This is a genomic window from Vibrio sp. V23_P3S9T160, assembly GCF_963886625.1.
GTDB lineage: Bacteria > Pseudomonadota > Gammaproteobacteria > Enterobacterales > Vibrionaceae > Vibrio > Vibrio anguillarum.
The window spans coordinates 1-13186 of sequence record NZ_CAWPDB010000183.1; the positions used below are offsets into that span (position 1 = coordinate 1).

The 13186-nt window shown below is 44.4% G+C and carries 11 protein-coding genes; 5 read left to right on the plus strand and 6 right to left on the minus strand.

Annotated elements, in window-relative coordinates:
• Positions 1-63 precede the first annotated feature (63 nt).
• The 3 genes from AACU59_RS17350 (at position 64) to AACU59_RS17360 (ending at position 4147) form a co-directional block, all read left to right on the plus strand.
• A complete protein-coding gene (locus tag AACU59_RS17350) occupies positions 64-1254 on the plus strand; it encodes an amino acid aminotransferase (protein WP_094144412.1) in 1191 nt (396 codons plus the stop codon).
• A gap of 269 nt (positions 1255-1523) precedes the next feature.
• On the plus strand, positions 1524-3413 hold the full coding sequence (locus AACU59_RS17355) for a putative nucleotidyltransferase substrate binding domain-containing protein (RefSeq protein WP_094144413.1): 1890 nt from the start codon (positions 1524-1526) through the stop codon (positions 3411-3413).
• Positions 3414-3430: 17 nt separating this feature from the next.
• Positions 3431-4147, plus strand: a complete 717-nt coding sequence (locus AACU59_RS17360) for a 3'-5' exonuclease (RefSeq protein WP_443281472.1) — start codon at positions 3431-3433, stop codon at positions 4145-4147.
• A gap of 126 nt (positions 4148-4273) precedes the next feature.
• Here the strand turns inward: AACU59_RS17360 and AACU59_RS17365 are convergent, their stop codons facing one another.
• Both AACU59_RS17365 and AACU59_RS17370 read right to left on the minus strand, forming a co-directional pair.
• Positions 4274-6157 (minus strand): methyl-accepting chemotaxis protein, encoded by a 1884-nt coding sequence (locus AACU59_RS17365; protein ID WP_094133828.1) that lies wholly within the window; start codon positions 6155-6157, stop codon positions 4274-4276.
• A gap of 198 nt (positions 6158-6355) precedes the next feature.
• The gene (locus AACU59_RS17370) at positions 6356-7933 is read right to left on the minus strand and encodes a BCCT family transporter (protein ID WP_094144415.1); all 1578 of its coding nucleotides are present in this window, start codon (positions 7931-7933) and stop codon (positions 6356-6358) included.
• A gap of 391 nt (positions 7934-8324) precedes the next feature.
• Between AACU59_RS17370 and AACU59_RS17375 the strand changes: the two genes are divergently transcribed.
• On the plus strand, positions 8325-8801 hold the full coding sequence (locus AACU59_RS17375; RefSeq protein WP_010320725.1) for a MarR family winged helix-turn-helix transcriptional regulator: 477 nt from the start codon (positions 8325-8327) through the stop codon (positions 8799-8801).
• Between the two features lie 77 nt (positions 8802-8878).
• On the opposite strand, the gene AACU59_RS17380 is transcribed toward AACU59_RS17375, so the two are convergent.
• Positions 8879-9268: a hypothetical protein gene (locus AACU59_RS17380; RefSeq protein ID WP_026027541.1), complete on the minus strand. Its 390-nt coding sequence runs from the start codon at positions 9266-9268 to the stop codon at positions 8879-8881.
• Between the two features lie 199 nt (positions 9269-9467).
• Here AACU59_RS17380 and AACU59_RS17385 point away from each other — a divergent pair, with 199 nt between their 5' ends.
• Complete coding sequence (locus tag AACU59_RS17385) at positions 9468-10133, plus strand: DUF2982 domain-containing protein (protein ID WP_094144416.1); 666 nt, start codon at positions 9468-9470, stop codon at positions 10131-10133.
• Between the two features lie 47 nt (positions 10134-10180).
• Here the strand turns inward: AACU59_RS17385 and AACU59_RS17390 are convergent, their stop codons facing one another.
• The 3 genes from AACU59_RS17390 to AACU59_RS17400 form a co-directional block, all read right to left on the minus strand.
• Positions 10181-10837 (minus strand): MBL fold metallo-hydrolase, encoded by a 657-nt coding sequence (locus tag AACU59_RS17390; RefSeq protein WP_094144417.1) that lies wholly within the window; start codon positions 10835-10837, stop codon positions 10181-10183.
• Between the two features lie 75 nt (positions 10838-10912).
• Positions 10913-11455, minus strand: coding sequence for a YcbK family protein (locus tag AACU59_RS17395; protein WP_094144418.1), 543 nt, complete (start codon positions 11453-11455; stop codon positions 10913-10915).
• Positions 11456-11675: 220 nt separating this feature from the next.
• The coding region (locus tag AACU59_RS17400) for a L,D-transpeptidase family protein (RefSeq protein WP_161437770.1) at positions 11676-13186 on the minus strand (1511 nt) is incomplete at its 5' end.

Here is a 13186-nt window from a genome sequence, read left to right on the forward strand (position 1 = left end):
GGTATAAATAGCTTAATTTTATGTTTCTAAAATCCCTTCTAATACTTTACATGGATGATGATTATGTTTGAAAAAGTTGTCGCAGCTCCGGCTGACCCTATTCTTGGTTTAACCGAAGAGTTTAAAAAAGATCCTCGCACTGAAAAAATTAACCTCGGTGTTGGTATCTACAAAAATGAAGCAGGTGAAACACCTGTTCTTGCGACAGTAAAGAAAGCGGAAGCGGCATTGCTTGAGTCTGAAAAGACCAAATCTTATCTCACCATTGAAGGTACTGCTGAATATGGGCTCGCGGTACAAAAACTGCTGTTTGGCGATGAATCTGAGATTGTGACGCAAAAGCTCGCAAAAACGGCACAAGCGCCCGGTGGTACTGGTGCACTGCGTGTAGCAGGTGAATTTATTAAGCGTCAAATCGGCGACGTGAAAGTGTGGATCAGCAACCCAACATGGGCAAACCATCACGGTGTTTTTAATGCGGCTGGTTTAGAAACCACGCAGTATTCGTACTACAATTCCGAAACGAAAGATAAAGATTTCGCAGCGATGCTTGCCGATCTTGAGCAAGCTCAAGCGGGTGATATTGTTCTTCTACACGGGTGCTGCCACAACCCAACTGGCATTGATCCAACAGATAAAGAGTGGGAAACGTTAGCAAAATTGGTCGCTAATAAAGGGCTTCTTCCTCTGTTTGACTTTGCTTATCAAGGTTTTGCGAAAGGGGTTGAAGAAGACGCGCAAGGTCTGCGTACTTTTGCGAAATACAATAAAGAGATCTTAGTAGCGAGCTCATTCTCTAAAAACTTTGGTTTGTACAATGAACGCGTGGGGGCGTTTACCATCGTTGCTGGCTCAACAGATGTCGCTGAAACAGCCTTCTCACAAATCAAAGCGATCATCCGCTCTATTTATTCAAATCCACCAGCGCACGGTGCTGCTGTGGTTACTTATATCCTCAATAACGCCGAACTGCGCGCAGAATGGGAAAACGAAGTGACGGAAATGCGTGAACGTATTCAAGAGATGCGTGAGCTGTTTGTTACCACCCTAAAAGCCGAAGGTGTGAAGGCTGATTTTAGCTTTATTGAACGTCAAAATGGCATGTTCTCTTTTTCTGGTTTGAACAAGGAACAAGTTGCGCGTCTGAAAGATGAATTGGCAATTTACATCGTCGGTTCCGGCCGTATCAGTGTGGCAGGCATGACGAAATCGAATATGGGCCCACTGTGCAGAGGTATTGCAGCGGTTCTATAATCGATAATGATAAGAAATAGACAACAATAGCCGCCACTTGTCGGCTATTTTTTTATCTTCAATTCACTGAAATGGCACTTGATTCACATCGAAGCGCGTACACTTTCCCCTCTTGCCTGCAAAGCACGTTCTTTTCATGTACTATAACACTCTGAATCCTATGTCCAATGCCACCGATGTGACCTGATCCCTTTGACAAGTTACATCGTTTAGCTGGCTCGCGACGTCAGAATCCCACAATATGAACTCCGAAACACAAGGAAGCCTCCATGGAAGCAGAATTAATTGAAATCAAGAACTTCCTTGCTCAGTATCCACCGTTCAATGAACTACCTGAAGAAACACTGTTCGAAGTGACGCAGAGCGTAGAAATCTCCTATTTTCGACAAGGTACACCCATCATTCATTTTGGTGATCATATCCAGGACTTGTATTTTATCCGCAGCGGCGTCGTCGAGGTGTACCGTCGCAAAGGCGAATTATACAACCGCCTAACCGAAGGCGGCTTATTTGGTCAAATGGGGCTATTGACCAATAACCGTGTTCGTTTTCCGGTCACTGCGATTGAAGATACGCTGGTTTATTGTATTCCAGAGGCAAGGTTTCAGGATTTATATGACAACTATGATTCCTTTGCTGATTTCGTTGAAGTGCAAGATAACGCGCGCCTTCGCCAAGCCGTACTGAGTAAAACAGAGCAGAATGATCTCACCACCTCGAAAGTGCGAACCTTACTCAGCCGAGAAGCTCCTTTCGTTTACAAAACAGAAACCATTCAACATGCGGCGATCAAGATGGCGGAAGAGAGTATCTCTTCACTGCTGGTGATTGATCCTGATATTTTGCAAGAGAGTGACGACGATAGCAGCCCGGTAATCGGCATCCTGACTGACCGAGATCTCTGCACGCGTGTATTAGCCGTTGGCATCGATCCTAATCACCTCGTCACGGAAGTGATGACAACGGAGGTTATCTCATTAGATCATAATGCTTATGTCTATGAGGCCATGCTGAAAATGCTTCGCTACAATGTTCATCATCTTCCTATACTCAAAGAAAAAAAACCGATCGGTATCATTGAAGCGACCGACATTGTTCGCTACGAATCACAAAACTCATTGCTGCTCGTAAGTCGCATCTTCCAGCAACAAAGCGTTGAAGAGTTAGCCACACTGTCGCACCAAGTCAAAGACAGTTTTGTTCGTTTAGTCAATGAAGATGCAAACTCACATATGATCGGCACGGCGATGTCAGTGATTGGCCGTAGCTTTAAACAAAGAATCATTGAACTTGCTGAAGAATTACTAGGCTCGCCGCCTATTCCATACTGCTTTTTAGCCTTGGGTTCTATGGGCCGTGACGAACAGTTAATTGTCACGGACCAAGATAACGCTTTAATTTTGGACGATAGCTATGAAGAAACACAGCATGGTGCTTATTTCGAAGCGTTCGCCAAATTTGTCTGCGACAGCTTAGATCAATGCGGTTACAGCTACTGTACGGGGGACATTATGGCCAGCAACCCGATGTGGCGTATGACTCGTAAAGAATGGGAAGCCTGCTTTGCCGATTGGATAGATAACCCTAACCCTAAGGCGCTATTGAATGCATCCATCTTTTTTGACTTATACGGAGTGTGTGGCAGGACCAAATGGGCAGAACAACTGAATGGGTTTATTGTACGGCGAGCACGAAAAAATAATCGATTTCTTGCATGCCTTGCACGAAATGCGCTGAACCGAACGCCACCATTGGGGTTTTTCAAAGACTTTGTGATGGAAAAAGATGGACGACACAATAACACCATCAATTTAAAACGTCGCGGCACTGCACCGTTAGCGGATTTAATCCGTGTGCATGCATTGGCTGTCGGTTCACGTTCTACCAACTCGTTTGAACGTTTAGATGACATCATTGAAGCCGGAATTCTGCCCAAAGGACGGGCGCAAGATCTGCGTGATGCAATGGAGTTTATCGCTATGGTACGCATTCGCCACCAAGCGGCTGACGTTGAACAAGAAATAGAGCCAGATAACAATATCGAGCCAGAAAACCTATCTGATTTTGAAAGACGTAATTTAAAAGATGCGTTTCAAATCCTAAGCAATGCGCAAAATTTCTTGAAATTCCGTTATCAAGCCAGCAATAACTTTAAGTGATAGAAGTGATAGAAGTGATTAAACAATGGTTTCAAAAACCAAGCATCGATTGGGTAGCAAAATATGCCAATAAGCAGTCTTTGGTTAACCATCCGTTACTCAAAGATTTTTATTCAAGGCCGATTGCTAAGGGTTGCACGCCAATCGATGAAATAGAGTTTGTCGCTTTAGATTTGGAAACAACGGGGTTAAGTGCGCAGCATGATGACATTATCACCATTGGCTTGGTGCCTTTTACCTTAAACCGTATCTATCTCAACCGCTCTAAACATTGGATAGTTCGGCCACGCCAAGCGTTAAAAGAGGATTCGGTGGTTATCCATGGCATCACACACAACGATATTTTAGATGCGCCAGATTTGGCAGAAGTGCAGGAGTCGATACTGAAGGCCTTATCTGGAAAAATTGTTGTGGTTCATTACCGCCATATTGAACGTAGCTTTCTCAATCAAGCATTAAAAGTGCGATTGGGTGAAGGCATTGAGTTCCCGGTGATCGATACTTTGCAATTGGAAACGGAAATTCAACAACGGTTACATGGAGGTTTATGGAACCAGTTAAAAGGGCAAAAACCACAATCAGTGCGTTTAGGGCAAGCGCGAGCGCGTTATGGGCTACCAGCGTACACTCCACACCACGCTTTAGTTGATGCTATTGCCACCGCGGAATTATTCCAAGCACAAATCGCTCATCATTTTGATCGGCAGCAAAGTGTCCGAACGTTGTGGCTATAACTTTTTGATTATCCTTTAAAGGGATTCTTTCAAGGTTTAGTACCGTGATCGACACGAGCAAAAAAAAAAGAGGAACCTAACATGGTTCCTCTTTTTTAATCACATCTCGGCTTTTACGCTTAGAACTTACAGCTTAAAGCGACGAATTTCATTTTCTAACTGATGCGAAAGCTCAGAAAGTTGTGATGCTTGTGCGGCTGCTTCATGTGCTTCTTGTGCAAGATCGTTAGACACATCGCGGATCCCTTCCGTGTTTCGAGTAATTTCCGACGTCACAGAAGCTTGCTCTTCAGCGGCCGAGGCAATTTGCGTCGCCATGTCACTGATGCGCTCAACTGAATTATGAATTTGCATCAAACTTGCTGCAGCGGCGTTCGCATCATCTACACTGGTTCCAGCAAGCATACGGCTATCACCCATAATGCCAACCGCTTTACCCGTCGTTGATTGCAACGTTTCGATCATCTGCTGAATTTCTTTTGTCGAAGCATGTGTACGTTGGCTAAGCACACGAACTTCATCGGCAACCACCGCAAAGCCACGACCTTGCTCACCAGCACGTGCAGCTTCAATCGCCGCATTCAATGCTAGCAGGTTAGTTTGCTCTGCTATGTTTTGAATAGTCGCCAGAATCGTATTGATATGTTTACCGTGTGCTTCCAGCTCAAGGATAACATCAGTGGCCACTTGAACTTCTTTGGCCAGGTTTTGAATCGAACCTTGTGTTTGTGAAACTTGATTCGAACCATGTACGCAAGCCGTTACCGCTTCGCCAGAGTTTTGAGCGGTATGATCTGCGTTACCGGCAATCTCTTGTGTAGCTGCGGCCATTTCATTGATGGCCGTAGCCACCATATTAATCTCATCTTGTTGTAAACGGATACGCGCACTACGCTCTTTGGCTTGAGCGGCCGTCTGTTTTGACTGTTCAGACAACGCAGCAGAAACAAAGCTGAGTTTAGAAACCATGGTGTGCATGTTACCGACAAAGGTATTGAAGTTTTGTGCTAATTGCCCAACTTCATCATCACTTCTTGGTTCAAGACGTTGAGTTAAATCACCGTCTCCGGAAGCAATTTCCTCTAAGGCTTTGGATACTCGGCTAAGATCTCTAAACAGAAAGCTCACTAACCAAGAGACGATGACAATCACAGCAATAGTAATCACAAGCGCAGTCACAATTAGGTCAATGAGCAAGGATGTATGCGCTGCTTCTTCCGTTGCACGATCCATTTGGATAGCAAAAATCCAATCAGTTTGCGGCACTTTGGCGAAGTAAAATAGTTTATCAACACCTTGTAATGACGCGTCTTCAACGGTACCTGAAGCCACTGCTTGCTCTATCATGTTCATCGTCAACGTCTTCGACAATGACGACACTGGTTTTAATAAGAAATTTTTATCTGGATGCGCTAAAAAGGTTCCATCTTGCGCATCAATCAACATCGCATAGGCATTTTTGCCCGCATCTAAACTGATGACATCTTGGATCAGCTGATCGATTAACACATCGGCACCAACGACGCCGACAAATTGCCCATTGCGACGCACAGGATCTGCAATTGTCACCAACAGTGCATTGGTGATCGCGTCTTTATAAGCGGTGGTGATAATTTGTTTATTCGCTGAAACGGCATCTTTATACCAAGGACGTTGGCGAGGATCATAGTCAGCACGGTTACGCTCAGGGTGTGAACGATACATCTCACCTTGCGGCGTACCAAAGAAAATATCATCAAAGCCACCCGCTTTGCGAGCTTGCTGTAAGAAAGGAACGACATCATCTTGAGCGGTGTAGTCATTAAAAGCGGTTGAGATCTCTTTACGGACCACAATCCAGTCCGAAATGCCTTTCGCAGCGGCAGCTGACAAGCTTTCTGCCCGCGAATATACGCCATTTCGAGTTTGTTCAAAGAGTTGATCAGCGGCTAGCCAAGTCAACGCGCTCGCCATAACGACGACGGCAGAAAGACTGGCACCGATTAGCTTTTGCTTTAAGGTTAATTTCATTGGTTTGCAGAATGTTAGATACAGGAACGGAGGCGAATATTAACCAGATTTAACACAAGATGCACGAAATATATGTCGAATTCTGACACAAGATAACCATTTGCTTTTCTTAGTATTTTAGCAAAACACTCTAATGACGATCGTCAAAAAAACATCAAAAAAGGCGACTTTCGTCGCCTTTTCAAATCAATGTCGAAATTAACGTTTCAAGAGCTCGGTTCGCATTCCCAACAGTAGGCTGACACACATCAGCAGCAGCACGATAGTAAATGGCAGCGCCGTTGATATGGCGGCGGCTTGCAACGCTTCAATAGCATTGGTGCCACCAATCCATAACAAGGCTACGGCGATAGCGCCTTCCATCAACGCCCAGAAAATACGCTGTAGGATAGGGGCATCCACTTTGCCTCCAGCAGTAATACTATCAATGACCAGTGACCCTGAATCTGATGAGGTGATAAAAAATACCAACACTAACACAACCGCAATCACTGAAAGTAACGTGCCATAAGGCAGTGCATCAAACATTTGGAACATCGCCAGTGGCACTTCGGTCAAACCATTCGCGCCTAATTGGCCAACATTGTTGATGACTTGATCAATCGCCAAACCACCAAATACAGACATCCAAATCAAGGTAACAGCGGTAGGTACTAATAATACGGCGGTGAGAAACTCGCGGATAGTACGACCTTTTGATACTCGCGCAATGAACATTCCAACAAATGGTGACCATGAAATCCACCAAGCCCAATAGAACACTGTCCAACCTTGGAACCAAGCCTCATCAGTTCGACCGTGCGGGTTACTGAGTGGGATGATATTTTCAATATACGCCATTAATGTGGTTGGAATGGATGAAAAGGTTACGGTATAGCCAATCAATGCAACTAAAATCAGCAGCAAGAACGCAACGATCATATTGATGTTACTGATGACTTTGACACCACCATCAATACCACGCACCACGGAGACTACCGCTAATAAAGTAACGACGGTAATCACGACAATTTGTAAGCCCATTCCGGCATCAATGCCAAACACATGATGGATACCACTAGCCGCTTGTTGAGCACCCAGCCCTAATGAGGTTGCTAAGCCAAATAATGTTGCTAATACAGCCAGAATATCAATGATATGCCCTGCCCAGCCCCAAGCACGATCGCCAAGCAACGGGTAAAAAATAGAGCGAATAGAAAGCGGAAGCCCTTTGTTGTAAGTAAAGAACGCAAGGGAAAGCGCTACCACACCGTAAATGGCCCAAGGGTGTAGACCCCAATGGTACATGGTTGCACCTAATGCTAGTTTAGCCGCTTCGGGTGTGTTGGCTGCAACACCTAAGGGCGTCTCATACCAACCGGTAAAATACGCCACTGGTTCAGCGACACTCCAGAACATGAGACCAATACCCATCCCTGCGGCAAACAACATAGAGAGCCAAGAAATAAAAGAGTAGTCTGCTGTCGCCTCTTGGCCACCTAAACGTATTTTACCAAAGGGAGAAACTATCAAGCCTAAGCAAAACAGCACAAAAAGATTACCCGACCAAATAAACAGCCAGTCAAAAGTGCCAATAATTTTCCATTTAACGCCATCAAGCACGCTCTTCGCAACCTCAGGATCAACGACTAAAGCGGCGACTAAAAATAACGCAATAAATCCGGCGCTAAAGCCAAACACTGGGTTATGAACATCAAACCCCCACTTTTGCACGTTATCTTGCCCGACAGTGTAGTCAGTACTGTCGATACTGTACTTATCAATACCTTTTGTCATTTTACCTCTCTAGAAATCTAGACATGATTTTTCAGTTGAGATTAATAACCATGAGAACGAAACAATTTTAAGATAAAAACCAAAAATAACTTCGTACTCATAGCAATTTGTTTTTCAATATGCTGAATACCCTACCAACATCACAGAAAAATTCCACTAAAAATCAACAAAAATGCCATAGAAGGCAAAAATCAAGCCTAAAAGGTTAAATATCAACCAATGAAGGATGGGAATTGAAAACAAAAACATTCGAGTACTAATTATTTTACATCTCAACTTATACACTCATCATCTTAGACCAAAACAAAAGAGGTCGAATGCTACTTTTCAAGTGAAAAGAACTGCGCTATGGTCCCCGCTTATTAATAACTTTCTTTTTGGGACAATGAGTTTGGAAAAACATGAAGAAGTTTTGATCTCAATTCGACAAATTATCCGCGCAATTGATCTGCACTCTAAAAAACTGAATAGAGACGCTGGGCTTACTGGTCCCCAGCTTATTTTAATGCGCTCAATTCAAACCCTTGGTGAGGTGACTATCCGCACATTGTCGGATCATACGAACATGAGCCAGGCCACTGCCACCACCATTTTGGATAGATTAGAGCGCAACGGATACGTACAGCGAATTCGCAGCAATACCGATAAACGAAAAGTGCACGCCCATTTAACGGACGAAGGTAAGAAGCTGCTAGAAAAGGCACCGCAACCATTGCAAGAAAGCTTTGTCGAACAATTTAGGCAGCTTCAAGAGTGGGAGCAAAGCTTGTTGCTCTCATCAGTACAACGTTTATCTTCTATGATGAATGCCGAAAACATCGATGTCGCACCGATGCTCGAAATTGGCTCAATTACCAAAGAAGAGTAGCTTTGATTGCATTTAAAATTTGATCGTAAAAAAGCCTCGGGGCTACCGAGGCTAATTCATTCACAACGAACAGCAGATTAAATGGCTTTATAGATAACTTTGTTGCCTGCTAACTGCTCTTTCACTACCAGATTTTCTTCTACTAGTTTCTTGAGTGCGCCAGTGGCCCAAGCGGCAGCTTTCGCATCTTCTTGACCAGCACTTAAGCCGATCGATTTAGGATTCATACCTTCTGCGTGGTTAGCGACGATATCTAAAACCTGTTGCTGTTTTGGCGTTAACGCAACATCCACTTTTTTAGAGTTCGCCGCCGCTTTCTCCACAACTACTTTTGTTGCAGCGGTTTTTGCTACGGTCGATTGCGCTGTTACAGGCTTTGCTGATTGAGAGGCGATCAAGTTTGCAACAGTCGCTTTAATACGCTTTTGCAATTTTGCCTGCACCTTACGCTTATGAGCAAGTCTCATCGAATATTTCTCCATTTCACTGCGTTTCAAGCAGTGGTGAAAATTTGAAGCGCGTTTTATATCAAAAATCGTCCTCGATTTGTAGGGCATAGCACAGATTGAGGGGCAAAAACGCATTTTGATGCGGTAACTGACTACAATTTACACAGGTCGCAACAGCCAACAACGATGCTGTAGCTCGAAGGAGTTTCACTGGTTTATGCACACCCAACATTTGTCTAATACGCGCTTTTCTCTGCAATCACCTATGGTGAAATGGATCAATACGACTTGTATTATCGCTTCAATTTGCATTGTCATGTTCTCATCCAACATTATTCATGCGCTGCTGTTAGTAAGTGCACTGGCAGTGACTCTAATCACCTTCTATCTTTTGATTTTGAAAGGAAAAGTTAGCTACACCCTAACCGCTACCCATTTTCAGCAGCATCTCTTTAAAGGAGGTTGGGTCGTAAAATGGAACAATATCAACCGCATTGGGGTGTGTAGTTATGAATATCATGGTTGGCACCAACCTTTGCCTTGGATTGGGATCAAACTGAAGGATTATTCACCTTACCTTGAGAGTGTGTGTCCCAGAATCGCTAGTGAGATCTTGCTCAGCCAGCGCGCGCTGCTCTACTTAGGAGCAAAACAACAGCGCAAAGAGACTCAATTTGAAGATTTGGTACTCGACAACGCACCTTACACTGCGCCAAACGGTAATTACTATCATGGTCTTATGGCAATGTTAGCCAATCGGATGCGCTATCAACGGCAATTTTTTGATTATGATATTTTTATCTCAGCGCACGATCTGGATCGTGACGCCGAGGCGTTTGTGGGGCTGATTCGGCGCTACCTCGCGGCGGCCGAACCAGACTAAGACATGATTTAATGGGCGCAGAAGGAACACTCTGAGCCTAATCAAGATCAATACAGGGGAATTTCATCTGCGACATAAGGGTTATTGGCACGTTCACGGCCAAAAGTCGATTGCGGACCATGGCCGGGCACAAACGTCACATCGTTGCCAAGTGGCCATAGCTTAGTTTTGATCGAGTGAATCAGGGTATTGAAATCACCTTGCGGGAAATCCGTACGGCCGATACTACCGTTAAACAATACATCACCAACAAACGCCAATTTCGCTTGCTGGCTAAACAGCACCACGTGACCGGGCGTGTGGCCGGGCGTGTGCAATACTTGTAGAGTTTGAAGGCCAAACTTCACTTCATCACCGTCATTAAGCCATTGGGTAGGTTCAAAGGCTTCCGTCAGTGGAAAACCAAACATTTTGCTTTGACCTTCGAGGCCTTGTAGCCAGAAGTTGTCCGCTTTATGTGGTCCAATAATATCGACGCCGCCCAACTGCTGCGCCAGCGGTTCGGTTCCACCGACATGATCTAAATGACCATGAGTAAGAACCAAACTGACCACTTTTACCCCGAGTTCATTGATCAACATCACGAGCTGTTTCACATCACCGCCAGGGTCAACCACGATCCCTTCCATGGTGTCATCACACCAAACGATAGAGCAGTTTTGAGAGAAGGAAGTGACGGGCACCACTTGATACTTTAACGACATACTAAAACCTTGTTCGAATTCGCAGTTGGCCGAACTATGACATTGACACCTTCATTTGACAAGTCACGGACAGCCTTATGACCAATGACGTACAGGCCCAGTATCAATGTGTACAAAATCACTGCTAGGATAATAACCAACACCGCCAGCGCCCAATTCGATCGCCGCTTCGCGTACTTGACTCAACTGAACACCATCTAACCGAAAATCAATTGCTTGGCCCAGCATATGGAAACTTTTCTTAGCAACCCCAGAGGAGTGAGTGCGCAACCTTTCATTGGTGGCAGGAGATCGATAACCAGAGATGATTTGTACTTCCGCTTGCGTGCCAAGTAGAGATTGAATTTTCGATATTTGGTCAAATAGATTTTTGTCCATTGGATGGACTTCGTTGCGGCGGAAATCACGGCAAATATGGTTGAGCCGATCAAGCTCAGATCGAACATAACGAACACCGTTGAAATAACAGGTTTCAAGTGTTTCACCGGTGTGTAAATTATTCATCGAAAGTATGCGAGAGGTTTCAGGGTACGATGCCAATACTATCTGGGGGGCACACGCCGCTAAAACGACACCACTACCAGCCAATTTTATAAAATGACGACGAGAAACTAACAAGGTTGGATACCTTCACAACTGAATTTATTTTCAACAAGCCCGGACACTACCGGACTCCATTGTGAAGATCAAATGCATAAATTGTGCTCGAAATGCTCAAGAGAGAGCCACAGCATCGTTACTCTTTGAACATAAAAGAGATCTTTATTAAGTTATTTTTTGGTAAATTGAGAGACGCATCCCTGCTTACTTAGGTGGCCACTGTTTTAGCGGTATCCATTCACCCATTACTGGTGCTGAATGCATCATAACGATAGATATCATCTCGGTAATGCAGTTCCCCACCTTCATACCAAACGGTTTGATAGATGATGTGTACGGGGATGCGCTGCTTTAAGGGGATCGTGCCATTCGCAGGCCCTTCTTTACCCGTTAATTTATCACCATTAATACCTTGGGTTTCTAATATCATCGAAGCAAACTTATCGGCATTTTGTACTCGAATACAACCCGAACTAAAGGCTCGCGACGTATTATTGAATAGGTATTTACTCGGCGTATCATGTAGGTAAATCGCTCTACGATTGGGCGTATTAAATTTATACAGACCTAATGCATTATCTTGCCCGGCTTGCTGACGCATTCGGTAGGGAAAAGAGGCCGGATTCACCGCAGACCAGTTGATGTTGCTTGGGTCAATTTGATCGTTCGAGCGCCAGCTCGAAACAATATCAATATTGTGTTGACGCAAATAGTTTTGATCTTTTTTTACCATCGGCAGAATATCTTCTACCATAATTTTGTATGGCACATTCCACGTCGGGTTTAGGATCAAAGAATCTAATTTGGTGCTCATGAGTGGCGTTTTGCGTGAAACTCGGCCCACCACCACTTTAGACTGAAAGACTTCTTTACCTAAATACCAGTAGCGCATATCAAAACTGGGAACGTTGACTACGATCTGTGTCTCTTTTGATTCTGGCCACAAACGAGTTCGCTCTGCATTTAATGCCAACATAGACAGGCGTGCCTGCAAAGACAAATTTAACCACTTTAAGGTCTCGGGGCCAATCATGCCATCAGCTTTTAAACCGTGCATCGCTTGAAACTCTTTCACAGGTTTGACCAAGCTGTTGTCATACCAAGTTACGTCGTCACGCACTGTGCTAACATCGATATTAACTAATGATAAGCGGGCAATAAGCACATTACGTTGTGAGAGCTTATCGCCGGGTTTTTTTAACCCTTTTTGGGTGTACAACAAGAGCGCTGCATTTTCAGTACTGAGCAGAAAATCATAGGCATGTAGCAGTTGATCATAAGCCGCGTTGTTCGGCGCATAACCATTGAGCAGATCGCCGATACTGTTAACTTCCACCGCAACATGAAGGGCGAACAAGGCTTCTTGGCTTGGTGGAGCAATGGCAGAGTTGAGCTTACTTTCAAAGAACCAAGCCATACCGACTTTGGGCGCTTGCTCAGCATAACTCAAATACAAAAGTAAGGTATCGGTCGCCAGCAGATCGTATTCGTTGAACGCTTGCTGCTTCCGATACGCTTTCATTTGCGCTAACTGGCGTGAAAATAAAGGGCTAAAACCCGCTCGGCGAATCACTTCCAATTGATGTTCAAATTGACTAACAATCTGCTCATCTTGCCAAATACGCCGATTCTTATTCTCTTGATAAATTCGCTCGACTAAATGTGGATATTGGATGAAAGATTGCAGAGATGCGCTCTCTTTCGAGAGCAACAAAGGTTGTACTTTCTCAGCAGAGTGGAGAGAAAAGC

Excerpts from the sequence above, each read along its gene's own strand:
- AACU59_RS17380 (WP_026027541.1), bottom strand. The coding sequence starts at position 9,268 with ATGAGACTTGCTCATAAGCGTAAGGTGCAGGCAAAATTGCAAAAGCGT.
- AACU59_RS17350 (WP_094144412.1), top strand. The coding sequence starts at position 64 with ATGTTTGAAAAAGTTGTCGCAGCTCCGGCTGACCCTATTCTTGGTTTA.
- AACU59_RS17370 (WP_094144415.1), bottom strand. The coding sequence starts at position 7,933 with ATGACAAAAGGTATTGATAAGTACAGTATCGACAGTACTGACTACACT.
- AACU59_RS17385 (WP_094144416.1), top strand. The coding sequence starts at position 9,468 with ATGCACACCCAACATTTGTCTAATACGCGCTTTTCTCTGCAATCACCT.
- AACU59_RS17390 (WP_094144417.1), bottom strand. The coding sequence starts at position 10,837 with ATGTCGTTAAAGTATCAAGTGGTGCCCGTCACTTCCTTCTCTCAAAAC.
- AACU59_RS17355 (WP_094144413.1), top strand. The coding sequence starts at position 1,524 with ATGGAAGCAGAATTAATTGAAATCAAGAACTTCCTTGCTCAGTATCCA.
- AACU59_RS17365 (WP_094133828.1), bottom strand. The coding sequence starts at position 6,157 with ATGAAATTAACCTTAAAGCAAAAGCTAATCGGTGCCAGTCTTTCTGCC.